Source organism: Flavobacterium sp. (assembly GCF_043722275.1).
Lineage (GTDB): Bacteria > Bacteroidota > Bacteroidia > Flavobacteriales > Flavobacteriaceae > Flavobacterium.
This window is the reverse complement of record NZ_JAYSPC010000098.1, coordinates 24813-48968: the sequence shown is the minus strand read 5'-3', so window position 1 is coordinate 48968 and position 24156 is coordinate 24813. Positions and strand designations below refer to the sequence as shown.

Here is a 24156-nt window from a genome sequence, read left to right as displayed (position 1 = left end):
AATGATAAATACTTCTTTTCTTGGCAAAATAGCATCCGTTATAATTCAGGATTATTCAGCGAAACTTGCTGAAACGACTATTATTTTGCCTAATAAAAGAGCTAAGGTTTTTTTAATCGAAGCTTTAAAAAATGAAACTAAAAATACAATTCTTTCGCCTGAAATTATTAGTATTGAAGACTTTGTACAAGATGTTGCTTCGATACGATCTGTAGATGCAATCGAACTTTTGTTTGAGTTTTATGAAGTTTATCTTTCTGTAACTGATAAGCAAAACCAACAATCGTTTGAATTATTCGCCAATTGGGCAAAAACACTTTTACAGGATTTTAACGAAATAGATCGTTATCTTTTAGATCCAAGTCATGTTTTATCTTATTTGAAAGATATTGAAGATATCAAAAAATGGGGAATTGAAGTTGAAAATAGTACCAGGCTATTAGAAAACTACATTGACTTCTGGAAATTGCTGCCAATGTATTATGATGCATTATACAATCATTTATTAAATAAATCTATCGGATATCAAGGTTTAATTTATAGAGAAGCAGTAAATAACTTAAATCACTTTTCAAATACTATTGCAAACCGAACTTTTATTTTTGCAGGTTTCAATGCATTAAATGCTGCCGAAGAAAAAATTGTACAACATCTTTTAGCGTTGGATCAGGCTAAAATTTATTGGGATGTTGATCAAACATTTTTAAATGATCCTTACCATGATGCCGGACTTTTTGTGAGAAGGTTTAAAGAGAGTTGGAAACATTATAAAACAAATATTTTTGAATGGATTGTAGATGATTTTTCTCAATCTAAAAATATTCAGGTAATTGGAACTCCTAAAACTATCGGTCAGGCAAAATTAGCAGGAAGTATAATCGAAAATATAATCAACGAAAATCCAATGACTTCACTGGATAAAGTTGCTATTGTATTGGGAGAGGAAAATTTATTAATGCCAATTTTATATTCGTTGCCTTCATCAGTTGGGAGTTTGAATATTACTATGGGATATTCCGGAAAAAATAATCCGTCTCAAATATTAATTGCAAAACTATTTAAAATGCATACAAATGCGCTTTCCAGAAAAGGCGATAGTTATGTGTTTTATTATAAAGATGTACTTGATATTTTAACGCATCCATTAGTTGAACCTTATGCAAATGCGGGTAATTTAGTCAGGATTATCAAAGAGAATAATTATACTTTTATTACACATAACAGGGTTATTGAACTTAATCCTGAGCCATCGCAATTGTTTAAATTGCTATTTCAAAAATGGGAAAGCGGTTCCATATCTGTTCTTGAAAATGTATCGGCGCTTTTACTTTTGATAAAAGAGAATTTTAATAATGATAATGAAGAAGAAAAGATTGCGAAGGCGTTTGTGTTTGCGGTTTTTAAAGTGATTAATAAGTTGATAAATTATTATTCGCAACATCATCATATTGATAATATCGACACTTTGCATGCTATTTACAAACAAATTATTGATGTAGCCGAAGTCTCGTTTGAAGGAGAACCTTTGCATGGATTGCAAATTATGGGAGTTCTTGAAAGTCGTGTTCTGGATTTTGATACCGTAATTGTAACTTCTATGAACGAAGGAAAATTTCCTGCCGGTAAATCTCAAAATTCATTTATTCCTTATGATGTGAAAAATGAATTAGGCTTGCCGACTTTTAAAGAAAAAGATGCCATTTATACCTATCACTTTTATCATTTACTGCAAAGGGCTAAAAATATTTATTTAATTTATAATACTGAAAATGATGGATTAGATGCTGGTGAACGAAGCAGATTTATAACACAATTAGAGGTCGAGAAACAGCACAAACATAATTTGACTTTTGATATTTACAATCCTGTTTTGCCAACTATGGCATATACGCCAATGACAGTTTTAAAATCTGAAGCTGTGATGGAACGTTTAAAAGAAATCGCAATTGCAGGTTTTTCACCTTCGGCATTGACGAGTTATATTCGGAATCCGATTCAGTTTTATTTCCAAAAAATTCTGCGTATTCGGGAAGTAGATGAAGTAGAGGAAAATATTGCGTTAAATACGTTGGGAACTATTATTCACGAAACTTTAAAGGCATTGTATGATCCGTTTGTGGGGAAATTTATTTCGGAAACTGATCTGGAAAATTGTTTTAAACTTTTAGATGAAGAAGTTTTAAAGCAATTCAAAATGATTTATAAAGAAGGTGAAATAAAAAAAGGACGGAATCTTTTGGCATTTGAAGTGGCAAAACGAAATGTTTCTAATTTCTTAAAAATCGAATTAGAATCTATTAAAAACGGAGATGCAATAAAAATTATAGCTTTAGAAAAAACATATCAACGTGAATTGCATCATCCAAAGTTACCTTTTCCGGTTTTAATTAAAGGAAATGTCGACAGAATTGAACAACGTAACGGAAAAATCAGAATTATCGATTATAAGACGGGAAAAGTCGAAAAAACGAATATTATACTTAAGTCCTGGAACGGATTAACACAAGAGCTTAAAAACGACAAAATTATTCAGGTTTTGGCTTATGCCTTTATGTTTGAAAAAGAAGCAGGTGATTTGCCAATCGAAGTTGGAATTATTTCGTTTAAAAACCTGAAATCCGGTTTTCTTCCTTTTGGATTTAAAGAAGAAAGAGAATTAAATTATACCGTTACAAAAGAAATTCTGAATAATTATACAGAAGAAATCGTAATATTACTATCAGAAATTTTTGACGCTACTATTCCTTTCGAGGAAAAAATAAATTAAGAGATTAGAAAACTACAAAACATATTCGAATTTTTTAAAACCACTTTGGTTATTAACTTAACTGTTTGTTCTATTGCTGTTTTGCTGGGTGGTTTTGATTTTTTTATTCTGTTTTTAAGTTTTGGTTTTTTAATAAGTATAGGTTTTAAAGAATTATACCGTAAAAACGAATATTTGTTTTATGCAAATAATGGAATTTCGAAAATTCAACTTTTAGTTTTCAGTTATCTTTTTACTTTTGGAGCGACGATCTTGATAGGGTTCATGATTTTTTTAATAAAGAAAATATTTTGAAAAAGCATATTTTAGAAGTTGATGGAATCCAAAAGAAATATGGCGAAAGAGTAATTCTTTCAGATGTTTACCTAAAATGCGAAACTTCAGATATTATTGGTTTGTTAGGAAGAAATGGTTCCGGAAAATCGACTTTGTTAAAAATAATCTTCGGAGTAATATCAGCTCCAAATAAATGTATTCGGATTGATGCTGTGTCAAAAAATAACCAAAATATTTTATTGGATGATATTAGTTACTTGTCGCAAGAACAATTCATTCCCAATCATTTCTCCGTAAAAAAAGCAGTTTTATTATCTGTCGATAAACAAAAAATAAAATTTTTCAATGAAGATGAGTTTATTCGGTCGATTTCAGGTAAACGAATAAATCATTTATCAAGTGGAGAATTGCGATATCTTGAAATTAAAATTGTTTTATTTAATGCTTCAAAATTTGTTTTACTGGACGAACCTTATAACGGATTGTCGCCAATAATGGTAGATACGGTCAATGAATTGATAAAAACCAATTCGTACAAAAAGGGAATTGTCATTACAGATCACAATTATCAAAACGTAATTAAGATTTCGACTCAGTTGATTTTGATCAAAGATGGTAAAACCCATTATATCAAAGAAAAAGCTGAACTTGTTGATAAAGGATATCTAACTAGTTCAGCTTTTTTATAGCCATTTTTTCTAACTAAAGATTTTTTTAAAAAATCCTTTTTTTGCTTGTTCTTGTAAGTTAGAATTGTTTATGCTTCCGTTTTCAAAACGAAACCTTCTAAATTTCATTAATTTGACATTTAAGTCAAAACGTACTTCGTCAACAGTTTTCATATCGTGCAATTTTTTTTGCAAAGTTATGAAAAACTCCCAGTAAACACTGTTTGTTCCAAGTGTTAAGATGGGAATTAAGATATCGCAAACAGAATCTAAATTTTTCAAACAATTCTTCTTTTTTTCTTGCTCTTTTTTACTAGATTTATTTTAAAAATCAGGAAACATTATAGTATAAATAAAAGTAATTCAAATGGTTACGTGCTACTTTTTTTTAACAAGTGTTTATCGGACAATACTATATTATTAAAATATCTTTGAATCTTCTTAAAAATGAAATAATAGCAATATGATAGATTTGAATACACTTGTCGAGGAAACTGGAGCTGAATCTGGGTTAACATTTAACATAGATGGAATCTTGCTGGAATCGGTTAATTTGGAGTATGATGGAAATGTAGCTGCAATGATTGGAATGATCTTAAAAATGTGTTTAGAGATGTCTGAAGACGTAAATAATGGAGATCTAAAACAAGTAATGATTAAAAATAAAGATGGTATTATAGTGGCAAATAAAGACGAATATGATAATTGTGTTGCGCTGCTTTCTAAAGATATAAGCAAAATGGGACTTTTGTTACGCAAAATGGATACCGTTTTCAATAATTAATTAAATAAAATTTAAAACATGTCAGATTTTTTACAGAATTTTCAAAACGATTTAAAAGAAAATATTAATGGATTTATTGCCGTTTCAGTAACTGAAGTTGAAACAGGAATGTCTTATTGTTCACTTTCTCTAAATCCAGATTTTGATCCGGAATTAGCATCTGCTTATAATTTAGAAGTTGTAAAAGCAAAATTGAACGCCATTAAAGCTTTAGGATTAAATCAAAAAATCAATGATATCTTAATTACACTTACAGATCAAATACATATTATAGATGTATCTGAAGATGGTAAATATTTTATTTATTTAGCAGTTGATTCAACTAAAGCAAACCTTGGATTAACAAGAGCAACTTTAGCTAAATTCAAAAAAGACATTATTTCAAAACTATAATTTTGCCCCCAATAATGAGAAAAAGGCCGTTTCAAAATTTTTTGAGCGGCCTTTTTTGCTTTTTATCTGAATTGTTTTATTCGAAAAAATCTAACAAAATAGTTTTCAATTCTTCCTTATTTTCGATCTGGCTCATATGTCCGTCATCAAAAGAAACCAGTTTTGCGGTTGTGTTTTCTATTTGGGTACTATTTTCGTCGTAGTTTAAAACCGGATCTTTTTTGCCTAAAACCAATAATACAGGAAATAAATCCTGTTTCAAGAACGATTCTCTGTCTTTCCTGATTTTCATTCCTTCAAGCGAAGCTACAATTCCCTGTAAAGGAGTTTTTAAAGCCTGAATTTTTACTTTTTCAATTTCATCGGCTAATCTTGTTCTGTTGTTTTCGCTGAATAAATTAGCAATCGCCAAGCTTACAAAGTTCACATAATTTTGTTTTACTGCTTTAATGGCGCGATTTCGGTTTATTTTTTTATCGTGACTATCTGCTTTAGAGCTGGAATTTAATAAAACTAATTTATTGATGTTCTTCGGGAATAATTCGGCGAAAGCCAAACCAACATAACCTCCCATAGAATGTCCAAGAACAATCGCTTTTTCGATTTTTAAATGATCTAAAACCTCATGAACAGCATTTGCATTATCCTCCATAGAATGCACATATCCCAAACAATCAGATTCGCCGTGACCTAATAAATCAATGGTGATAACGCGATAATTTTCAGAGAAAAGAGCAACATATTCCTGCCACATTTTTTTGTTTTCTAAAAAGCCGTGAAGTAATACAATTACAGTTCCCTGACCCGAATCAGTAAAAGATATTTTAGTATTTTTATATAGAATATTTTTCAAAATGATGTTTTAAATTATAATTGCAAAGATAACAAAACCCAAAACCATATAAAAAACATTAGTTCATTCGGGTTAAAAAAAATAAGTCATTCAGTTCAATTTTAGCAAAATAATTAAACCATATAAGTTATATAAGTTCATTTAAAAGTTGAATCTGAATTAGCGTTTTAAACTAAAATGAACTTATATCACTTATATGGTTTAAAACAAAAAAATGGTCAGCATTTCCGCCAACCATCTTTCTTCTATACTCTTTCTTCTTCTAGTCTTTCCTCACTTAAGAGTTCATCAAACTTTCAATTTCCTCCACTTCAACCGGAATATTGCGCATTAAGTTAAAAGGTTCTCCTTTTTCCTGAACCACAACATTATCTTCAAGACGAATTCCGAAACCTTCTGCCGGAATATAAATTCCAGGTTCAACTGTAAAAACCATATTTGCTTTCATAGGTTCGTGAAGCAAGCCATAATCGTGCGTGTCAAGTCCCATGTGGTGAGAAGTTCCGTGCATGAAATATTTTTTGTAAGCTGGCCATTCTGGATTTTCGTTCTGAACATCGGCTTTATCGATTAAACCCAAACCAAGCAATTCCGAAGTCATGATTTTACCAACTTCAAAATGATATTGTTTCCAAAGCGTTCCCGGAGTCAACATTTTAGTCGCTTCGTTTTTAACTTTCAAAACCGCATTATAAACCGCTTTTTGTCTTTCAGAGAATTTTCCCGAAACCGGAATTGTTCTCGTCATATCGCTGGAATAATTTGCATATTCGGCCGCAACATCTAATAAAATTAAATCTCCCGCTTTACATTGCTGATTGTTTTCGATGTAATGCAAAACGTTCGCATTATTTCCCGAAGCAATAATAGGCGTATAAGCAAAACCTTTAGAACGGTTACGGATGAATTCATGAACCAACTCGGCTTCGATTTCATATTCAGTAACATTTGGTTTCACGAAAGGCAATAATCTACGGAAACCTTTCTCAGTAATATCACAAGCGTGCTGAATCAAATCGATCTCTTCGCTTTCTTTTACAGACCGAATACGTTGTAAAATTGGGTTGCTTTTTGCGACATTGTGCGCAGGATAACGTTCTTTCCACCATTTTACAAACCGAGCTTCGCGAGTTTCAGTTTCAACAGTTGCGCGATAATGTTCATTCGTATTAATGTACATTGTATCAGCATACGTCATCATTTCGTTCAAAACTTTATGAAAATCCTGCAGCCAATAAACCGTTCTGATTCCAGAAACCTGAAAAGCACGTTCTTTAGTCAGTTTTTCCCCTTCCCAAATTGCAATATGTTCGCTGGTTTCTTTCAGGAAAAGCATTTCTTTTTGGTTCTCATAAGGCGCATCCGGAAACAAAAGCAAAATACTTTCCTCCTGATCCACACCGCTCAGATAAAAAATATCCCTGTGTTGCGCAAATGACAAAGTACTATCAGCACTAACCGGATAAATGTCGTTTGAGTTGAAAACGGCAACAGAATTAGGTTTCATTTCTGCCGTAAATTTTCTGCGATTTTTTACAAAAAGAGCGCTGTTTATTTGATGATATTTCATAATAACTTATTTTTTGAACTTCGAATTTCAAAATTACTAATTTTTAGAGAATGGCATCAGATTGCTTTATTAAAGTTTTCTTATTTGTTTTGGTTTTGCACGAAGACACTAAGTCACAAAGTTTTTTTACACAATCATATTGTTTCTGAAACGAAGAATCTCCGTAAGTAGCTCCGCAAAGTAAACCCGACAGGTTTTAAAAACCTGTCGGGTTTGTCAAAGATTGATTTTGAGTGATTTTTGCACAATCTTGGATAACTTAGCAACTTAGACTCTCAGAACCTTAGAATCTTATAATGGTGTGTCCGTCCGGGTCGGGCTTTCGGCTATATCTTTTATTCCGCCTCAATCCCTCACGCGAATCTTAGTTTTTATTAGAAGTTTAATATTTAGAAATAAGTCGGTTTTTCAATTATGGTATTTTGTATATTGGTGTCCATTACAATTAAGAATATGGAAAAAATAAACGATTCAATTTTAAAGCGGTTTCAAGAAATTGAAAACGAAGCAAAACAAATAGTTACAGACGATTTGAAGAAATCAGAAAATAAAACCTTTTTTGCTTTTTATAATTTATGGAAAAATCAAGATCGAAAAGATACAATTCAGTTGATGTTTGAAGAATTAAAATTGAATATAGATAAATATTGGCTAGCCGATAAATACAATAATGATATTGAAAAAAGTTTCAATATGATTTATTTTGAACATGGAGGTTTGTATGGTGGAGAATTAGAAGCTTTTGCTATTGACTTTAATGATTCAGATTTGCAACTTTCTGAATTTGAAATAATGGATGATAGAATGGAATATTTAGATAATATATCCTCTTTGCCCGCTTTTGTTTCTCCCACTTTATATTATTTAACAGAAAATATACAAGGCGAGGAAAATAATTTTGATGATTTTATTGATGTGAATACTATTTACAATCTCTTTGAATCAACAGCATTAATAGAAATAAATCAATTGTTTAAAAAGGCAAATGAAGATAATATTTTTGAAAAACTTAATTTAAAAAAGCCATTTTATTTTGCAGTTGCTGAACATGACACAGGCGCACCAAAGTTAATTTATGTTATTGAATAAAGATAAAATAGAAATTTAATAACGCCAATTACCAATCCATTACCGAGGGCAAAACCCAAAATACCACGATTTATTAAAAAATGAGCATAAAAAAAGCAATCCCCAACAACCACGAAACTCTCACGGAAATCACCAAAAAGTCAAAAGCATATTGGGGATATTCAAATGAGCAAATCGAAATCTGGTCTGAATTTCTAACGGTTTCTAAAGAATATATCGAAGCCAATCCGGTTTATAATTTAATTGTTGAAGACAAGATTATTGGATATTATTCTTTCTTCCATGAAAGTAAAAATACTATCAAGCTTGATAATTTGTTTGTTTTGCCTGAATTTATTGGTAAAGGACTTGGGAAAATATTAATGAACGATTTTTTAAACAAATTAAAAAACACTGAAGTTCAAAAAGTGATTCTCAACTCAGAACCAAATGCCGAAGCTTTTTATGCAAAATTCGGATTTGTGAAAATTGGTCAAATAGAAACTTCAATTAAAGATCGATTTTTACCAATAATGGAATTGAATTTTTAGTTTTTTTGTGATTCTGAGAAATGTGTTTTAGTTTATTCGCAAGCTTTGTCATTTCTGCGACAGAGGAGAAATCACATCCAATATTCGGCAACGATTAACAATTTTCTTTGCGGAGTTTCTTGTGCGATTTCTCCTCTGTCGAAATGACAAGATTGTGCATAATTGCCAATAATGGAATTGAATTTTTAGTTTTTGTCAATTTCGACAGAGGAGAAATCACATCCAATATTCGACAACAATTGAACCGATAGCGCGGATTTGCAATCCGTGCCCGCAACAATAAGCAAATTCATAAAAAAACCCTTGTCAAAGTTTTAAAATTTTGACAAAGATGCAGAATGTTTATTAAGAAATTCTTATTTAAAAAATTATTTCTCGCTCAAAAACTTTTCTAAAAGAGCAACTTTTTCTTTTTCAGCCTGAATTAATAAATGATAAAGTTTTTTATTTTCTTCGATAGATTCCAGAAGTTTATCTAACGGATTAAAAGTACAACCTAAATTTACTATAGAGGAATTATTATCTGCTGTATTCCCAATAATATTAAAAATAGCTTCATCTGAAAAATTCCTTATTACTTCGGCAGGAACGCCCAAAGCTTCGGCAATTGCTTTGAGTTTTTCATCATCAACGCTTTCGCTTCCTTCAATAATATAAATAGATTGTTGCGTCGTGCCTATTGCCATCGCAAGTGCCTCTTGTTTCATATCTCTAAGTTCCCTGATTCGGCTAATGTTTCGCCCAATATGTTTTGGTTTTGTATCTGTGCTCATAGTTCAAAGATATTTAAAATTCTGTTACGTTTTGGGTTTCGGTGGGAAACAAGTCTTTGTTTGTGAGATACATTTTTGGATTTGTTTCTCAAGGTGTAAAAATACAATTTTTCGGACTCTTGTTGATTTTTATAATAGAATTGCGTAATCTTGATATAGAGAAACCGAAGCATTTCTGCTTCGGTTTTATTTAGAATTTGGAATTTTTATATTGGAATTTAATTATTCCACCCATTTATAATATCTCGCTCCAATTAAATTAGGAATTTCTTTTTCAATTCTGGCTAAAATCCATTCGTTTTTAGGAGTTCGAACACTTTGTTTTTGTTCTTTTTTATGAAGACTTTCATAAGTTTCAAAACTAATTTCAACACTTTCTTTCAGATTTTCAAAAAGTTTTGTTTTGGCTAAAGCCGATTGCCATTCAGGTTGAATTGTTCCTTCAAAAACTTTTGATTTAGATCCGCTTCCGTAGGCAAGAAATCCAAATTTAGTTCCTGCAATTTCTTGCTTTGTGTCGTAATAATGAGCCAAAGTCGATAATAATCCCATGAAAATAGAACCTGTATAAAGATTTCCTATTAAAGACGAAGCCAATTCTGCTGGTTGCAATTTCTCAGTTACGAACTTTTTGTATTCGTCAGATTTTCCAACTTCTTTAATTTTGGTTTGATAATCTGCGGGTTCAATATTGTCGGAAATAATTTTATCTTCATGATCTAAAGCATAAATTTCAGATAACATTCTGCGTCCCTGAAAAGAGTAGGGAAGATGCATAATAATACTGTTCCAGGAATTGTATAAAGTTTCGGTAGTATTTTTTAATTTCTTGAATGAAAAATAGGCATTTCGCGTGCGATCCATATAACACTGATTCGAATATTGACCATCAAAAACCGGTTGATCTTTATGGATTTCGATTTCGGCTTCTATATTATCAAACCACGGATTGTTGTTTTCGTTTTGCGTAATCGCTTCTTTTGAGATAGTTCTGTACGGTTTAAAAAAGTCGAAAACACCCTTGGTACTTGTTGCCCAATTTTCATCAAAAGCAATAATTCTTGGATTCGAAGTTATTAGCATTGCAAGTGCTCCGGCTCCTTGTGTGTATTCTCCGGTCGAATTTAAATCATATTTTGCAAAATCGGTCGTAACAACAATTGCTTTTTTAGCTGGATTCAGTTTTACAAAATCAATACAGTTTTGCAAAGCGTCAACACCGCCAATACAGGCAAAAGTAAAATCAACAACATCACATTCGGACAAGGAATCTTCTCCAAATTTTTGTTCCATTAAACTAATCAGGAAAGAACTAATTGGTTTAGAACTGTCTATTGCACTTTCAGTTCCCACATAAATCCGATTGATTTCGTTCAGGTTTATATCGTTTTCAAGGATAAGTTTGGTCAAAGCATTTGCTCCAAAAACAACTACATCCTGATGAACGTCCGGTAAAGTCATTTTGATTAGTCCGAGACCTTTTTCTAGTTTTTCGGGTTCAATATTTCTGGCTATTGCCAAAGTTTTTATAGGTAAATGTATGTTGGCTACATCAAAAGAGATAGCGTCAATTCCTGTTTTCATTATCATTTTTTTTGAAGCCGATAAAGGTAAAATTATGTTATGGAATGACAACTTTTTAAATCTATTAAAATTGTTCTCAATGACACTTTTGAAGAAAACAAATTAAAAGTTTACTTAAAATACTAATATGATAAATTTTTGAGATGATCAGGATTGTGTGTCATTATGCTAATTTGTTTCTTTAAAATGTACATTTATAGATTTTTATGTGGTATCAAATGTTTTTTATACGTAGAAGTACTTATATATTTTCTATTTTAAAATCATTATAAATAACAGCGAAATGGTTGTAGTTCATTGTTAATTGAGTTATTTTTGTGTAATTTTTTAAAACAAACTACTTAAACACTTATGGCACAATCTGCACTATTGAATGCTTCCATCTTAAAGAAAGTGGCTATGGCCCTTTCGGGAATATTCTTAATCACGTTTTTAGCGCTGCATGTTTCCTTAAATTTTATTTCTATTATTAGTGAAAATGTTTTTAACGAAGCTTCTCACTTTATGGGATACAATCCGCTGATTCAATATGTAATGCAACCAGTTTTGGCAATCGGAGTAATCTTCCATTTCGTTATGGGATTCGTATTGACTGCTCAAAATACTGATGCAAGACCAATTGCTTATGCAAAATACAACGGAGCTGCAAATGCTTCATGGAGTTCTAGAAATATGATTATTTCCGGATTGGTTATTTTGGCTTTCTTAGGACTGCATTTTTACGATTTCTGGTTTCCGGAAGTTGCTTATAAATATGTAAACGGAACTGCGCCAGATGCTACGAGATATTATGGAGAATTAGTTCATAAATTTCATGACCCAATTCGCACCGGAATATATTGTGTTTCATTTGTGTTATTAGGGTTTCACCTTTGGCACGGATTCGGTTCCTCTCTTCAATCAATGGGGATGCACAATAAATATTCAAGATTTTTAAGTAAAGTAGGTTACTGGTTCGCAGTTGTGGTTCCGGCACTTTTCATAATTATCGCATTATTTCATCATTTCAATAATTAATATCAATTATAATGGCATTAGATTCAAAAATTCCACATGGCCCAATATCGGACAAATGGACAGATTATAAAGATCATATTAATTTAGTAAACCCTGCAAACAAACGTAATTTAGATATTATTATCGTTGGTACAGGTTTGGCTGGAGGTTCAGCTGCGGCTACTTTGGCTGAGCAGGGATATAACGTAAAAGCATTTTGTTTTCAGGATTCACCTCGTCGTGCGCACTCTATTGCAGCACAAGGGGGTATCAATGCAGCAAAAAATTATAAAGGTGACGGTGACTCAGTTTACAGATTATTTTATGATACTGTAAAAGGTGGTGACTACCGTGCACGTGAGGCAAACGTTCACCGTTTGGCCGAAGTTTCGTCTAATATTATTGATCAATGTGTGGCTCAAGGAGTTCCATTGGCTCGTGAATATGGCGGATTATTAGATAACCGTTCTTTTGGAGGAACTTTGGTTTCCCGTACTTTTTACGCACAAGGACAAACCGGTCAACAATTATTGTTAGGAGCTTATTCTGCAATGAACCGTCAGATTGGTCGTGGAAAAATAAAAATGTACAACCGTCACGAAATGCTTGACATTGTTATCGTGAACGGAAAAGCGAGAGGTATTATCGCTCGTAATCTTGTTACAGGAGAAATAGAAAGACATTCTGCTCACGCAGTAGTAGTTGGTTCTGGAGGATACGGAAACGTATTTTTCTTGTCAACAAATGCTATGGGAAGTAACGCAACAGCAGCTTGGAAAATTCATAAAAAAGGAGCGTTTTTCGCAAATCCTTGTTACACACAAATTCACCCAACTTGTATTCCGGTTTCAGGAGATCACCAGTCAAAACTGACTTTGATGTCTGAATCGTTACGTAATGACGGTCGTATTTGGGTTCCTGCAAAACAAGAAGATGCAAAAGCGATTCGTGAAGGAAAGAAAAAAGCAACTGATTTATCTGAAGCTGAAAGAGATTATTTCTTAGAAAGAAGATATCCTGCTTTTGGTAACTTAGTACCTCGTGACGTTGCGTCTCGTGCTGCAAAAGAAAGATGTGATGCTGGTTTTGGAGTTAATAAAACCGGAGAAGCTGTTTACCTTGATTTTGCTGCAGCAATCAAACGTTACGGAACTGAAGAAGCTTTTGTAAAAGGTTTAGATGCTAATGATGCTGCACTAGTAACTAAATTAGGAGCTGAAATCGTGAAAAGTAAATACGGAAACTTATTCCAGATGTACTACAAAATCGTTGACGAAGATCCTTATACAACGCCAATGATGATTTATCCTGCGGTTCACTACACAATGGGTGGAACATGGGTTGATTATAACTTAATGACTACAATTCCGGGATGTTTCTCAATTGGAGAATCTAACTTCTCTGATCACGGAGCAAACAGACTTGGAGCTTCTGCTTTGATGCAAGGTTTAGCTGATGGATATTTCGTATTACCTTATACTATTGGAGATTATTTAGCTCCGGATATTAAAATGGGAGAAATTTCTACAGATTTACCAGAATTCATAGCAGCAGAAAAAGAAGTGAAAGATCAAATCGACAGATTTATCAATAATAAAGGAACTCATTCTGTAGATTATTTCCATAAGAAATTAGGAAAAATCATGTGGGATAAAGTTGGTATGGCGCGTAATGCTAAAGGTTTATCTGAAGCTATCGTAGAAATTGCTGCTTTACGTGAAGAGTTTTATAAAGATGTAAAAGTTCCGGGAAGTCCTAATGGATTTAATCAGGAATTAGAGAAAGCGACACGTGTTGCCGATTTCTTAGAGTTAGGAGAATTATTCGCGAAAGATGCATTGCACCGTAATGAATCTTGTGGAGGTCACTTCCGTGAAGAATACCAAACAGAAGAAGGAGAAGCACTTCGTGATGATGAAAACTTTGCATACGTTGCAGCTTGGGAATATAAAGGAAAACCAAGTGATGCCGTATTACACAAAGAACCGCTGGTTTACGAAAACATTAAATTAGTTCAAAGAAGCTACAAGTAAAATTTGGTCGAAAGTCGAAAGTCAAAAGTCTTAAAGAAAGGCTTTCGACTTTCGACTTTAGGACTTTCAAACTAAAACAGTATGAAACTTACATTAAAAATATGGCGTCAGAAAAACGCCCAAGATAAAGGAGGAATTGTTGATTACCCAATTGACGGAATCGAACCAGATATGTCTTTCCTTGAAATGCTTGACGTTCTTAACGAACAATTAATCAACAAAGGCGAAGAACCAGTAGCATTTGATCACGATTGTCGTGAAGGAATCTGCGGAATGTGTTCATTATTCATCAACGGAGAAGCACACGGACCAGACAGAGGAGTTACAACTTGTCAATTACACATGCGTATGTTTAAAGATGGTGACACGATTTTTATCGAGCCATTTAGAGCAAAAGCTTTCCCGGTAATTAAAGATTTAGTTGTTGACAGAAGTTCTTTTGACAGAATTCAACATGCAGGAGGATTTGTCTCGGTAAATACTTCAGGAAATACAATCGATGCAAATACAATCCCAATTAACAAACACGATGCTGATAAGTCATTTGATGCTGCTGCTTGTATTGGTTGTGGAGCTTGTGTTGCAACTTGTAAAAACTCATCGGCAATGTTGTTCGTTGCTGCAAAAGTATCTCAATATGCTTTATTACCTCAAGGTAAAATCGAAGCTGTTGATCGTGTTTTAAACATGGTTCACCAAATGGATCATGAAGGTTTTGGTAACTGTACCAACACTGGAGCTTGCGAAGTAGAATGTCCTAAAGGAATTTCTCTTGAAAATATTGCACGTATGAACCGTGAGTATTTATCTGCAAGTTTACAAGGATAATTTAAAAAAAAATACTTTTAATTTTAAAAAAAAGGTTCCGATGCTCGGAACCTTTTTTTATGTCTTATTCGTAATACAATTGCGAAGCACTAATTTCTTGTTTCTTTTTATATGATTTATTTATAGTTAGCTAAATATCAGTTAATTGCGAGTTTATTTAAAATATTTTCCTACATTTGACTTGCGTTTCTAAATAAATTGAATCTATTAAGCTACATTATATGAAAAATCCAATTGAAAAGAAAATACATTCTTTAGAAACCAAGGGCGCTTGCCCATACTTGAGCAAATCGAATGTTCCTATTAATTTTGAAGATCCAATCTTTAACAAAAGTCCAGAGCTGACATTTCAAAAATTAAGAAGCAATGCTCCTATCCAACAAATTACTTTAGGCGATGGTTTTCCTGTTTGGCTAATCTCCAAATTTGATGACGCAGTGTATGTATTGCGTGATCCAAGATTCATCAAATCCCCCAATAATTTAAGAGTTTTTGGAGATGAAACTTTAAAAGGACAAACAAAACGAACAACTTCGGCCTATATTCTTCGAAGATTTCACATGCTTGCTAATGATCCGCCAGAACACACTCGTCTAAGAAATTTTGCTCAAAAAGCATTTACGCCAAAAATCATTGCAGGAATGCGTGCTCAAATTCAGAAAATTACCAATGAATTAATTGACAAAATTGAAAGTAATAAAAAATTCGATTTTATTGATGACTTCGCTTATCAGCTGCCAATTATTGTAATAGCAGAATTATTAGGTCTTCCAGTGGAAGATCGTGAAAAATTACGAAACTGGTCTGATATATTAATAGAAGTTCAGGTAACCGAAAAAAACAAACAATCTATTGAAGACAGTGCGGATGCTTTCATTGATTACTTGAAAAATGTTTTTGCTTTGCACAGGAAAGAACCAAAAAATGACTTAATCAGTGCATTTTTAAAATTACAAGAGACTGATGATAATATGACAGAAGATGAGCTTTATGCAACCATTTTTCTTCTTATTATTGCCGGACATGAAACCACCGTTAATTTAATTAGCAACGGAATGTATGCTTTGCTTTCTCATCCTGAACAATTAAATCTCTTAAAAAACAATCCTGAATTAATTCATTCAGCTGTAGAAGAAATGCTAAGATATAACGGACCAGTTATAAACTCTACTATGAGATTGGCAGCAGAAGACATTCTCATTAATGGAGTCACAATTAAAAAAGGAGAAGGTGTATTAGTGATTTTTTTATCAGCAAATCATGATGAAACTAAATTTGATAACTCCTTAAGTTTTGATATAACACGAAAAAACATCAAACATCTGGCTTTTGGATACGGAATACATTTTTGTATTGGAGCTCCATTAGGCCGTTTAGAATGTGAAATTGCTATTACCGCTATTTTAAATCGTTTGCCTAATTTAAAACTTGATCATACAGCTGATTCTATAGAATGGCGTACCAGCAATATAATTCGGGGATTAAAAAAATTTCCAGTTATTTTTTGATTTAATTAAAAAAATAAAGGTTCAAAAAAAAACACAGAACGGGCTGTTAGTAATGCATCTTTTTTTATTCGTAATACAATTGCGAAGCGCTTATTTCCTGCTTTTCTTTTCCTTCCTGTTGGATAAAACAAGTTAAAGTTGTTCCGCCAATCTGGTCAAAATAATTGATATAGATTTTATGAAAACCTTTTTCGAGTTTTACAGCTCCGTACGCTTCATTAAGCCAATGAATGCCATCATTATTAACCACTAATTCATTATCGATAAAAAGCTTTGATCCGTCATCTGAAAGCGTAGAAATCGTGTAATTTCCAGTTTCGGGAATATTGATGTATCCGTCGAATTTTAAGCCGATATAACGCTCTGTTTTTGATTTCCATTTTTCACTGCTTATTGCGCCTTCAAAAATTCCTGAATTAACGGGTTTTGCCAATTCTAAATCCTGAACTTGCTGGAATAATGTTCCCGTATAATAGTCAAATTTTAACCCTTTCTTAGCTGGTTTTATGGCTAGAGCCGATTTTAGATCTGGGTTTCTAACCAATATTTTATTGATTGAACTTCTTCTCCCGCTTGGGCTGATTTGAACTGTTTTTATGATTCGGTATTCGCCTTTGGGGATATTTATAGTTACTGGTTTTTCATAAAGTTCTGCGGTTTCATCCGGATTATAACCATCAATTGTATAGAAAATTTGACCATTTTTGATCGTTGGCTTTAAATTTAAAATATATTTTGATGCGATTAAAGCTGTTTCGGTTGAGCCGAAAGGCGTTGGAACTTTATACAATCTTTTTTGTTCTTCTAATTTTTCTAAGTGATATGGCATTCTGTTTAAAACGAAATTGTTGTAATTTTTGTTTTTAGGTTCTGTCCAGGCAATTTCTGCTAAAGCAAACATTCTCGGATAAAGCTGATAATTTAATTTTGCCGAACTTGTTAAATATTCCGACCAAAGATTAGACTGAACTCCCCAAATGTACTTTTGTTCGTCGACCGATAAACTATCAACTGGCGTTGGATTGTAATTGTAAATTTTATCAACCGTAATTAATCTCCCAACCGTTAATGGTTCCTGTGGCGAATAACCCTGATTATAATCTAAATATAAAATTTGTTCCGGATTCATGACTACAAGATGTTTTTGTCTGGCAGCACTAATTCCGCCCGATTCTCCTCGCCAGGACATTACCGCCGCATTTGGAGCTAATCCGCCTTCAAGCATTTCGTCCCAACCCAGAATTTGTCTTCCGTGCGCGTTTAGAAATTTTTCTATTCTGGTTGTTAAATAACTTTGCAATTCGTGTTCATCTTTTAATCCTAAATCTTTGATTCTCTTTTGGCAATTCGGACAAATTTTCCATCTTGCTTTCGGACATTCGTCTCCGCCAATATGAATATATTTACTCGGAAACAAAGCGATAACTTCAGTTAAAACATCTTCTAAAAAAGTAAAAGTTTCCTCTTTTCCGGCGCAGAAAATATCTTCAAAAACTCCCCATGATTCAATAACTTTATAAGGTCGATCCGGAAAACAGGATAAATTAGGGTAAGCCGTAACTGCGGCAGTTGCATGACCGGGCATTTCGATTTCAGGAATTATATTTACATAATGTGCTTCGGCAAATTTTACAACGTCTTTAATTTCTTCCTGTGTATAGAATCCTCCGTATGAATTTCCGTCAAAAAACATTGGTGATCTTTCGAATTTATTACCAACTAATGTCTGTGCTCTTTTTGATCCGACTTCGGTTAGTTTTGGATATTTTTTTATCTCAATTCTCCATCCCTGATCGTCAGTTAAATGCCAATGAAAGTTGTTTAACTTATAACTGGACATTTGTGCGATAAAATCTTTTATGACATCAATAGAGAAAAAATGGCGACAAACATCGAGGTGAAGCCCACGGTAGCTGTATCTCGGCTCATCTTCGATAGTTACGCAAGGTAATTTTATTTCCTGATTTTTTGGTTTGTTCGGTAAAAGCTGCAAAAGACTCTGAACGGCATAAAATAATCCTTCTTCACTTCCTGTAACAATTATTTTTTTTGGAGTAATAGTGATTTTATATGCTTCTTTTTTTGAAGATTCAGTTGGATTTTTGGCGATGAACAAAACTTCAATATTGCTTTTTTTATTTGCAACATTTGAGTTTATAGCCGACTCAAAAATGTCTGCTGTTTTTTGTTCTTTGGCACTAAATTTATTATTCTCAAAAACAACTTTTATTTTTCCGTTTAAACGAATACTATCTCCCGTTGCTTTGTATGAATTTGGAGCAGGAATTATAGTATTATTATCAGAAGTAGTTTGAGCATTCGCAAAGGAATAACAGAATATCAAAAAGAGAAATATACTTTTGTGCATGGTTGCTTTTTTGGTTTGTTAAACAAATTTATGTTTTGTATGTTAAGTTTGCATTTTTTTTGCAAAACTTATTTGGCTTTAAATGTCTTTAAAATAGCGTAATTAACTTTTTTATTACTTTGTGTTATAATATGTTTCGCAATAATATTGCATTTATTGTTTACATTTGTTCCAACAAAAACGAATTTGCATGAATACTGAGAATGAAGTGGTAAATTATACCAAGGAAGAACGTAAAAATCTTATTTTAAAAGAGATTAACTTGCATACTCGTGTAAGTTTTGAAACGCTTTCGGCAAAATTATTTGTTTCTGAAGATACGGTCAGACGTGATATTAATGAACTTGAATCAGAATCTTTGTTGATTAAGGTAAAAGGCGGTGCAATGACAAAAGCATATCACCATTCTTCGACTAATAATCAGACTTATGCAGGCGAATCAAAACAAATTATTGCGCAAAAAACTTTAGGTTTACTTCATGACGGAATGGTTTTGTTAATTGGCGGCGGAACTACAATTCGTGAATTTATCCGTTTGATTCCTGATGATTTAAATCTTACTATTTTTACCGTTACCGTTTTATCTGCGGTTGAACTTCTGGACAAACCCAATGTTAAAATTATCATGATTGGCGGCAGTATTTCATCTTATAGCCAAATGTGTGTTAGCGGCGATGTTTATAATCAGTTGGCGAATATTAAAGTCGATTTATTAATATTAGGAACCAATGCCCTTGATATCGAAGGTGGTTTCTCAGATTCTGATTGGGAAACCGTTCAGGTAAAAAAAGCAATGATTCAGGCTTCGGAAAAAACTGCGATTCTGACTATTTCTGAAAAACTGGATACGGTTCTAAAAATGAAAATTGCCAATTTATCCGAAGTTGATTATGTTGTCACGGAAGTTGATCCAAACGACGAAAAATTACAATCATACAAAAAGGCAGTTCCCAGTTTAGTTTTTCTTTAATCCCAATTTTTCATTAAAAAGTTAATCCAGTTCTGGTGAAAGATCTTATTTAAATCTTCATCAGAATATCCGTTGTTTTTAAAAATCAGAACCAATTTTTGTAAATCGGCAATGGTATTTAAATCAGCCGGAGATTGTTCTGTCCCAAAAGCACCGTCAAGATCAGAACCCACGCCAATATGATTCGCATTTCCTGCCAATTGGCAAATGTGATCCATGTGTTTAAAAACAGTTTCTAAATTACAATTTGTGCTTTGCGGAGTCGAAACGCCTCTTTCCCAATCAGGAACTAACATCCACGCATCTAAAGCTCCACCAATTACGGCTCCTCTTGAAATTAATGCCTGAATCATTTCATCACTATATTGACGATTGTGATTTACTAAACTTCTACAATTGTTATGACTCGCCCAAACTGGTCCATTATAATGGTCTAAAGCTTGCCAAAAAGCATCATCGCATAAATGTGTCGCATCCAGAATAATATTCAAACGCTCCATTTCCTTCAATAAATCAAGTCCGTTTTGTTGCATTTTTCCCGTTGCATCCGTTCCGTTTGCGTAACGTCCGGGTCCGTAATGTGCAGGACCAATAGCGCGTAATCCGTAATTGTATGCTTTTTCTAAATACGAAACATCAATAATAGAATCAGCGCCTTCAAGACTTAGAATATATCCTATAGGTTTTTTATCATTTGGGGTTCCATCATTCCATAAATCAATTTGTTTTTGGAGTGATTTTTTATCTGTAATGGCGGTTATTTCTCCGGCTTCTTCCATCGCTTTGTACCACACAAGTTGTCCCTGAGTTTGTGCCCAGGCTTGCTCAGGAGAATTCCAACCGGGAATAATACTGTCCGGTTTTACAAATCTTGCAATTTGAGTTGCCACAACAATACCTATATTGCCGCGTCGTAAATCAGGAAACGAAACCGTAGCACGTTCACGATCTGGTTTATCCGTCATTCCTTTTTCGAGATGGCGTAAAGTGGGAACGTCATTTCTTAAATCTCTATTCCATTCCATTGCATTCATGCTCAGGTCTAAATGGGCGTCTATTATAAACATATTATTTTTTTTAAGGGACAAAGGGACAAAGGCTCAGAGATTCTCTACAAGTATTATTATAAGGTCTGTTCTCTTTCTTCTTCGCTCTATTTTTTATTCTTTTTTCTTTTTCGCCTTTTTCTTCTGCTAGATATTAATTTTTCTGCTGCGCGCAACGACTTGCCATTCATCGCAAATTTCATGTGCTGCATTTACTACCTGAACTGAATCATAAAGGGCGCAAGTTGGGCAAACATGATAAGGAATTGCATAAATTTTGTCGCCAATAGCGTACTCGTTTTTCCCTTTATTTTCTATAATCAAATGTTCTTCTGAATGTGCCGTTGGGATTAGGTTTTCATCATTCAAAATCACTAATCTTTTGTCAATTGGGTGTTCAGAAGCTACAGCTTTGTATCCGATATCAATACAAAATGTAGAACTTGTAGGTTTTGAAATTATGGTTCCAACAATAACCAAAGCGGGTTCAAAGTTTTGTTCCGGTAAATGAATTTGATAATTTGAATCCCAAAAAACAAAAGTTCCGGGACTTGATTCTACATTTTTTTCTGAGGAATAAAACGGAAATGTATTAGAACCTCCCGCAACAATTTTTAGTTTATAATCTAAATTTTGCTCCACTTCTTTAATCTTTTCATTGATGCTGAAAAAGGCATTTGAAGCCGCAGCAGTCCGTTCTTCTACATCGCCTTTTAAATGACCATCATAAATGTGAATTCCGGTAAAATGAAGATTCTTTAAATGAATAATGGCAATAATCAAAGCGCTCCAATTTTCAGAAGTTGAAAATCCGGTTCTGTTCATTCCGGTATTTAAATCTAAATAAACAGCAAGTTTCAAATCATTTTTCTCGGCAATTTCATTCAAGGCTTTCGCCGATTCAAAATTGTCAACAATGGTCGAAAAAGCCGTATTTGGATATTTTTGTATTAACGAAATCCATCTTTCTTTTTTAACGCCAACAGGCTGATAGGCGAGAAGCACATCTGGAATTTCATGTATCGCAGCAAGTTCAGCTTCGGCAATTGTGGCGCATTTTATTTTATTGATGTTGTAGGTTTTAAATAAATCCAGAATCTCACCAATTTTATGTGTCTTTATATGTGGTCGCAACTTTTGAGTTTCGCCATTTACTGATTCAATCAAACGCTCGATATTTGACTGAATACGATCTTCGTAAACAGCTAAAAATGGCGTATCAATACGGATTTCGGAATTAATTTTCCACCAATTTTCTTGCATAACTTTAGTTTCTTGTTTTTGCGACAACTTCAATTAAATTTTGAAAAGCTTGTAATGATTGTTCATACTTTAAATCCAAAAGCATTTCTTTCGAAAATAAATTAGAACCAATTCCAACACAAACAACGCCGGATTTGAACCAGGATTTCAAATTGCTTTCTTCCAAAGTTACGCCTCCGGTTGGCATTATTTTCAAATTCGGAAAAGGTGCTATAATTGCTTTTACATATCCTGGTCCGCCAATTTTATCAGCAGGAAAAAGTTTTACGATTTCGGCTCCTAATTTATTAGCGTGAAGGATTTCGTTTAAAGTTGCAGCGCCGGGAATCCAGTAAATATTATTTTTGAAGCAATAGTTTCCAATCTCTAAATCAGTATGCGGGCAAACAATACAATCTGCTCCTAATTGATGAAAAGTTTTGGCATCGTCAACGCTTAAAATAGATCCAACGGCTATTTTAACATCTAAATTATTCGCTTTTTTAAAGGCGATCATTTGGCTAAAAACTTCTTTAGCATTATCTGCACGAGCAGCAAACTCTATAATTTTTATTCCAGCATCAGCCGCGGATTGCAAGACAATTTGGGCTGTTTCAATATTAATTTGTGTTACTAACGGAAGTACGCCTTGTGCTTTTAAAATGCTGTACATATTCTTTCTTTATCTGTTAATTCTATTACTTGAGCCGTTTTTGATAAAATGACTTATTTCGTTAAGGTTCGTTATCGCGAAATCTCCGTGAATACTTTGTTTGATTACGCCGCAAGCCGTTGCCCATTCGATACATTCCTGTCCGGAAAATTTATTGGATAATCCGTATAATAATCCAGCATTAAAAGCATCTCCGGAACCAATTTGATCCGTTACAACGTGTATTTTGTGTTCTTGTGTCTGGTAGAAATTACCTTCGTGAATCAGTAAACCTTTGTATAAATGTGCTGGTCCGTCTGATTTTCTAAAACTCATTGCTAATGTTTTTAAAAAAGGCATTTTTGCTTTTAATAATTCGAACGTTTTCTGAAAACGATCTTCATCTGAATCTTTGTTATCAGTTTTGATTCCGAAATAAATTTCAATCGCATCTAAATCAGCAACGGTAATTGTGCTGTATTGAAGCAAATCAGGCATTATTTCAGAAGGATGTTTCCCATATTGCCATAATTTTGATCGAAAGTTAAAATCAGAAGAAATCGGCAAACCTTTTTTGTGTGCTGCGAGAATCGCTTCTTTGCAAGCTAAACCTGCTTCCTCAGAAACTCCCGGACTTATTCCTGACCAATGAAAATGGGTAACATCGGCTAAAGCCAAATCCCAGTCAATTTGATCTTTTTTAATTGTTGCAAACGAAGAATTGCTTCTATCGTAAATAACCTGTGATTGCCTGATTTGGTTTCCGGCTTCAACAAAATACAATCCTAAACGTTCTCCGCCATAAACACATTTTGAAGTATTTACTTTGTATTTCTGAAGTTCGTTTAAGGCTAATTGTGCCAAATCATTTTCGGGTAATCGGGTAATATAATCGGTTTGAATGCCGAGTTGAGAAAGTAAAACACAAACATTTGCTTCGGCACCGCCAACATGAATTTTTATTTCATTGGCCTGCGTAAACCTGTTTCCATTAGCAACGCTCATTCGGAGCAATAATTCTCCAAAAGTTGCAATTCTAGTTTGTGGAGTATTTATATTCATTTGTTTATTTTTTTTGCCACATATTTTTTGTTTCTAATGGTTTTTTAACCGCAAATTCCACAAATTTTCACAAATCAGTACGTGAAAAATTAATTAGTAAAATTCGTTGCAAACAAATATTTAATCTGTGCGAATCTGTTTAATCCGTAAAATCTGTGGCCTAA

The 24156-nt window shown here is 33.3% G+C and carries 21 protein-coding genes; 11 read left to right on the top strand and 10 right to left on the bottom strand.

Annotated features, from left to right (window positions below):
* Position 1 precedes the first annotated feature (1 nt).
* Both ACHZDT_RS12180 and ACHZDT_RS12175 read left to right on the top strand, forming a co-directional pair.
* A complete protein-coding gene (locus tag ACHZDT_RS12180; protein WP_394774898.1) occupies positions 2-2767 on the top strand; it encodes a PD-(D/E)XK nuclease family protein in 2766 nt (921 codons plus the stop codon).
* A 290-nt stretch (positions 2768-3057) separates the two neighbouring features.
* Positions 3058-3732, top strand: coding sequence for an ATP-binding cassette domain-containing protein (locus ACHZDT_RS12175; protein WP_394774897.1), 675 nt, complete (start codon positions 3058-3060; stop codon positions 3730-3732).
* Positions 3733-3741: 9 nt separating this feature from the next.
* On the opposite strand, the gene ACHZDT_RS12170 is transcribed toward ACHZDT_RS12175, so the two are convergent.
* On the bottom strand, positions 3742-3885 hold the full coding sequence (locus tag ACHZDT_RS12170) for a hypothetical protein (RefSeq protein WP_394774896.1): 144 nt from the start codon (positions 3883-3885) through the stop codon (positions 3742-3744).
* A gap of 289 nt (positions 3886-4174) precedes the next feature.
* Here ACHZDT_RS12170 and ACHZDT_RS12165 point away from each other — a divergent pair, with 289 nt between their 5' ends.
* Both ACHZDT_RS12165 and ACHZDT_RS12160 read left to right on the top strand, forming a co-directional pair.
* Positions 4175-4495, top strand: a complete 321-nt coding sequence (locus ACHZDT_RS12165) for a hypothetical protein (protein WP_394774895.1) — start codon at positions 4175-4177, stop codon at positions 4493-4495.
* Positions 4496-4513: 18 nt separating this feature from the next.
* On the top strand, positions 4514-4888 hold the full coding sequence (locus ACHZDT_RS12160) for a hypothetical protein (protein WP_394774894.1): 375 nt from the start codon (positions 4514-4516) through the stop codon (positions 4886-4888).
* 76 nt (positions 4889-4964) lie between these two features.
* On the opposite strand, the gene ACHZDT_RS12155 is transcribed toward ACHZDT_RS12160, so the two are convergent.
* Both ACHZDT_RS12155 and ACHZDT_RS12150 read right to left on the bottom strand, forming a co-directional pair.
* Positions 4965-5741 carry an alpha/beta fold hydrolase gene (locus tag ACHZDT_RS12155; RefSeq protein ID WP_394774893.1) on the bottom strand — a complete coding sequence of 259 codons (777 nt, stop codon included), beginning with the start codon at positions 5739-5741 and terminating at the stop codon, positions 4965-4967.
* Between the two features lie 277 nt (positions 5742-6018).
* Positions 6019-7311, bottom strand: coding sequence for an aminopeptidase P family protein (locus ACHZDT_RS12150; protein WP_394774892.1), 1293 nt, complete (start codon positions 7309-7311; stop codon positions 6019-6021).
* Positions 7312-7764: 453 nt separating this feature from the next.
* Here ACHZDT_RS12150 and ACHZDT_RS12145 point away from each other — a divergent pair, with 453 nt between their 5' ends.
* A complete protein-coding gene (locus ACHZDT_RS12145; protein WP_394774891.1) occupies positions 7765-8400 on the top strand; it encodes a hypothetical protein in 636 nt (211 codons plus the stop codon).
* 80 nt (positions 8401-8480) lie between these two features.
* A complete protein-coding gene (locus ACHZDT_RS12140) occupies positions 8481-8930 on the top strand; it encodes a GNAT family N-acetyltransferase (RefSeq protein ID WP_394774890.1) in 450 nt (149 codons plus the stop codon).
* A gap of 368 nt (positions 8931-9298) precedes the next feature.
* On the opposite strand, the gene ACHZDT_RS12135 is transcribed toward ACHZDT_RS12140, so the two are convergent.
* Both ACHZDT_RS12135 and ACHZDT_RS12130 read right to left on the bottom strand, forming a co-directional pair.
* On the bottom strand, positions 9299-9703 hold the full coding sequence (locus ACHZDT_RS12135; RefSeq protein ID WP_394774889.1) for a helix-turn-helix domain-containing protein: 405 nt from the start codon (positions 9701-9703) through the stop codon (positions 9299-9301).
* Positions 9704-9925: 222 nt separating this feature from the next.
* On the bottom strand, positions 9926-11287 hold the full coding sequence (locus tag ACHZDT_RS12130; RefSeq protein ID WP_394774888.1) for a hydroxymethylglutaryl-CoA synthase family protein: 1362 nt from the start codon (positions 11285-11287) through the stop codon (positions 9926-9928).
* 351 nt (positions 11288-11638) lie between these two features.
* On the opposite strand from ACHZDT_RS12130, the gene ACHZDT_RS12125 reads away from it, so the two are divergent.
* The 4 genes from ACHZDT_RS12125 (at position 11639) to ACHZDT_RS12110 (ending at position 16652) form a co-directional block, all read left to right on the top strand.
* On the top strand, positions 11639-12304 hold the full coding sequence (locus tag ACHZDT_RS12125; protein WP_394774887.1) for a succinate dehydrogenase cytochrome b subunit: 666 nt from the start codon (positions 11639-11641) through the stop codon (positions 12302-12304).
* An 11-nt stretch (positions 12305-12315) separates the two neighbouring features.
* The gene (locus tag ACHZDT_RS12120) at positions 12316-14316 is read left to right on the top strand and encodes a fumarate reductase/succinate dehydrogenase flavoprotein subunit (protein WP_394774886.1); all 2001 of its coding nucleotides are present in this window, start codon (positions 12316-12318) and stop codon (positions 14314-14316) included.
* Between the two features lie 81 nt (positions 14317-14397).
* Positions 14398-15144 carry a succinate dehydrogenase/fumarate reductase iron-sulfur subunit gene (locus ACHZDT_RS12115; protein WP_394774885.1) on the top strand — a complete coding sequence of 249 codons (747 nt, stop codon included), beginning with the start codon at positions 14398-14400 and terminating at the stop codon, positions 15142-15144.
* Positions 15145-15365: 221 nt separating this feature from the next.
* Complete coding sequence (locus tag ACHZDT_RS12110; RefSeq protein WP_394774884.1) at positions 15366-16652, top strand: cytochrome P450; 1287 nt, start codon at positions 15366-15368, stop codon at positions 16650-16652.
* Between the two features lie 64 nt (positions 16653-16716).
* Here ACHZDT_RS12110 and ACHZDT_RS12105 read toward each other — a convergent pair whose 3' ends face one another.
* Positions 16717-19020 carry a family 20 glycosylhydrolase gene (locus tag ACHZDT_RS12105; RefSeq protein ID WP_394774883.1) on the bottom strand — a complete coding sequence of 768 codons (2304 nt, stop codon included), beginning with the start codon at positions 19018-19020 and terminating at the stop codon, positions 16717-16719.
* Positions 19021-19210: 190 nt separating this feature from the next.
* Here ACHZDT_RS12105 and ACHZDT_RS12100 point away from each other — a divergent pair, with 190 nt between their 5' ends.
* Positions 19211-19990, top strand: coding sequence for a DeoR/GlpR family DNA-binding transcription regulator (locus ACHZDT_RS12100; RefSeq protein WP_394774882.1), 780 nt, complete (start codon positions 19211-19213; stop codon positions 19988-19990).
* On the opposite strand, the gene ACHZDT_RS12095 is transcribed toward ACHZDT_RS12100, so the two are convergent.
* The 4 genes from ACHZDT_RS12095 to ACHZDT_RS12080 all read right to left on the bottom strand — a co-directional run bounded on the left by ACHZDT_RS12095 (position 19987) and on the right by ACHZDT_RS12080 (position 23992).
* The gene (locus tag ACHZDT_RS12095; RefSeq protein ID WP_394774881.1) at positions 19987-21057 is read right to left on the bottom strand and encodes a dipeptidase; all 1071 of its coding nucleotides are present in this window, start codon (positions 21055-21057) and stop codon (positions 19987-19989) included. The genes ACHZDT_RS12100 and ACHZDT_RS12095 overlap by 4 nt on opposite strands.
* Before the next feature lie 126 nt (positions 21058-21183).
* Positions 21184-22299 (bottom strand): D-TA family PLP-dependent enzyme, encoded by a 1116-nt coding sequence (locus tag ACHZDT_RS12090; RefSeq protein ID WP_394774880.1) that lies wholly within the window; start codon positions 22297-22299, stop codon positions 21184-21186.
* Positions 22300-22303: 4 nt separating this feature from the next.
* Complete coding sequence (locus tag ACHZDT_RS12085) at positions 22304-22951, bottom strand: aldolase (RefSeq protein WP_394774879.1); 648 nt, start codon at positions 22949-22951, stop codon at positions 22304-22306.
* A gap of 9 nt (positions 22952-22960) precedes the next feature.
* Complete coding sequence (locus ACHZDT_RS12080) at positions 22961-23992, bottom strand: PfkB family carbohydrate kinase (protein WP_394774878.1); 1032 nt, start codon at positions 23990-23992, stop codon at positions 22961-22963.
* Positions 23993-24156 lie beyond the last annotated feature (164 nt).

Bases quoted from the DNA above. Each gene is read 5' to 3' on its own strand.
- ACHZDT_RS12180 (WP_394774898.1), top strand. From the start codon at position 2: ATGATAAATACTTCTTTTCTTGGCAAAATAGCATCCGTTATAATTCAG.
- ACHZDT_RS12170 (WP_394774896.1), bottom strand. From the start codon at position 3,885: ATGAAAACTGTTGACGAAGTACGTTTTGACTTAAATGTCAAATTAATG.
- ACHZDT_RS12165 (WP_394774895.1), top strand. From the start codon at position 4,175: ATGATAGATTTGAATACACTTGTCGAGGAAACTGGAGCTGAATCTGGG.
- ACHZDT_RS12160 (WP_394774894.1), top strand. From the start codon at position 4,514: ATGTCAGATTTTTTACAGAATTTTCAAAACGATTTAAAAGAAAATATT.
- ACHZDT_RS12150 (WP_394774892.1), bottom strand. From the start codon at position 7,311: ATGAAATATCATCAAATAAACAGCGCTCTTTTTGTAAAAAATCGCAGA.
- ACHZDT_RS12145 (WP_394774891.1), top strand. From the start codon at position 7,765: ATGGAAAAAATAAACGATTCAATTTTAAAGCGGTTTCAAGAAATTGAA.
- ACHZDT_RS12140 (WP_394774890.1), top strand. From the start codon at position 8,481: ATGAGCATAAAAAAAGCAATCCCCAACAACCACGAAACTCTCACGGAA.
- ACHZDT_RS12135 (WP_394774889.1), bottom strand. From the start codon at position 9,703: ATGAGCACAGATACAAAACCAAAACATATTGGGCGAAACATTAGCCGA.
- ACHZDT_RS12130 (WP_394774888.1), bottom strand. From the start codon at position 11,287: ATGAAAACAGGAATTGACGCTATCTCTTTTGATGTAGCCAACATACAT.
- ACHZDT_RS12125 (WP_394774887.1), top strand. From the start codon at position 11,639: ATGGCACAATCTGCACTATTGAATGCTTCCATCTTAAAGAAAGTGGCT.
- ACHZDT_RS12120 (WP_394774886.1), top strand. From the start codon at position 12,316: ATGGCATTAGATTCAAAAATTCCACATGGCCCAATATCGGACAAATGG.
- ACHZDT_RS12115 (WP_394774885.1), top strand. From the start codon at position 14,398: ATGAAACTTACATTAAAAATATGGCGTCAGAAAAACGCCCAAGATAAA.
- ACHZDT_RS12110 (WP_394774884.1), top strand. From the start codon at position 15,366: ATGAAAAATCCAATTGAAAAGAAAATACATTCTTTAGAAACCAAGGGC.
- ACHZDT_RS12105 (WP_394774883.1), bottom strand. From the start codon at position 19,020: ATGCACAAAAGTATATTTCTCTTTTTGATATTCTGTTATTCCTTTGCG.
- ACHZDT_RS12100 (WP_394774882.1), top strand. From the start codon at position 19,211: ATGAATACTGAGAATGAAGTGGTAAATTATACCAAGGAAGAACGTAAA.
- ACHZDT_RS12095 (WP_394774881.1), bottom strand. From the start codon at position 21,057: ATGTTTATAATAGACGCCCATTTAGACCTGAGCATGAATGCAATGGAA.
- ACHZDT_RS12090 (WP_394774880.1), bottom strand. From the start codon at position 22,299: ATGCAAGAAAATTGGTGGAAAATTAATTCCGAAATCCGTATTGATACG.
- ACHZDT_RS12085 (WP_394774879.1), bottom strand. From the start codon at position 22,951: ATGTACAGCATTTTAAAAGCACAAGGCGTACTTCCGTTAGTAACACAA.
- ACHZDT_RS12080 (WP_394774878.1), bottom strand. From the start codon at position 23,992: ATGAATATAAATACTCCACAAACTAGAATTGCAACTTTTGGAGAATTA.